Genomic DNA, 767 nt, shown 5'->3' on the forward strand with positions numbered 1-767 from the left:
GCATCAAAGGCCGCACACATGTCAGCACCCGACCACGTGCCACACCGCTCTTGAAGATTTCTCTTGCTCCTAAAGGGGCGTCCACACATGTCGCAAACTTTCCGACCGGTGTGCGAGCTGCGCGAGAACGCGGCGCGGTCCACCTTCTGGTTGTGTGTTTGGGTCGTCAGCCGGTCAAACCACTACCATTGGTTGAGACGATGCGGGTCTGGCAGAGCGCAGTCCCGTCATAAACCGGGCGCCAAAAAATTTTGCGACAGGCCCTTTCGGAGTCACTGCTTAACCGGCTGAGATGCGCCTTCCGTAGACCTTCGAACTGCCATGCTAGAAAAAACCACAGGATGGGCCGGTCTCACAAAGAGACCGGCCCATCCTTTTGCTTTTGATGAGGGGCGAATGTCCGTGTCAGGCAGCCCCGTATCCCTGGCCGGAGCCGCGGACCTCAGGCCTACTCGGAAGCTCAGTGTCGGGTCGTGCCGCTCGCGCTTGCGTGTGCCATGAAGAACCGCACCATTTCACGGCTGGCATCGGGACCATGCGGGTCCGTGTAGCTGCCGTTCGGACTCCCACCGGACCAGGCGTGCCCAGCCCCATGCAAAACCCACTGCTCCAACACCTCTCGACCAGAACCATCAGACTGGATGGTGCGGGTGTAGGTCATCCCGCCAGGGCTCTCCCCCTGCGTGACGATCTTGCTCGACGTCGCCTCGGGCTTGGCCTGTGCGATGACGCGGTCGCCATTGACCGGGTTGACGGTGCGGTCGGCA

1 protein-coding gene is annotated in these 767 nt (G+C 61.3%); it reads right to left on the minus strand.

All coding sequences use genetic code 11. The annotated features are described in order from the left end of the window. Nucleotides 1-460: 460 nt before the first annotated feature. The coding region (locus WDW90_RS37695) for a CE1 family esterase (protein WP_431311207.1) at nt 461-767 on the minus strand (307 nt) is incomplete at its 5' end.

It is taken from the genome of Methylobacterium nigriterrae, assembly GCF_037106235.1.
GTDB lineage: Bacteria > Pseudomonadota > Alphaproteobacteria > Rhizobiales > Beijerinckiaceae > Methylobacterium > Methylobacterium nigriterrae.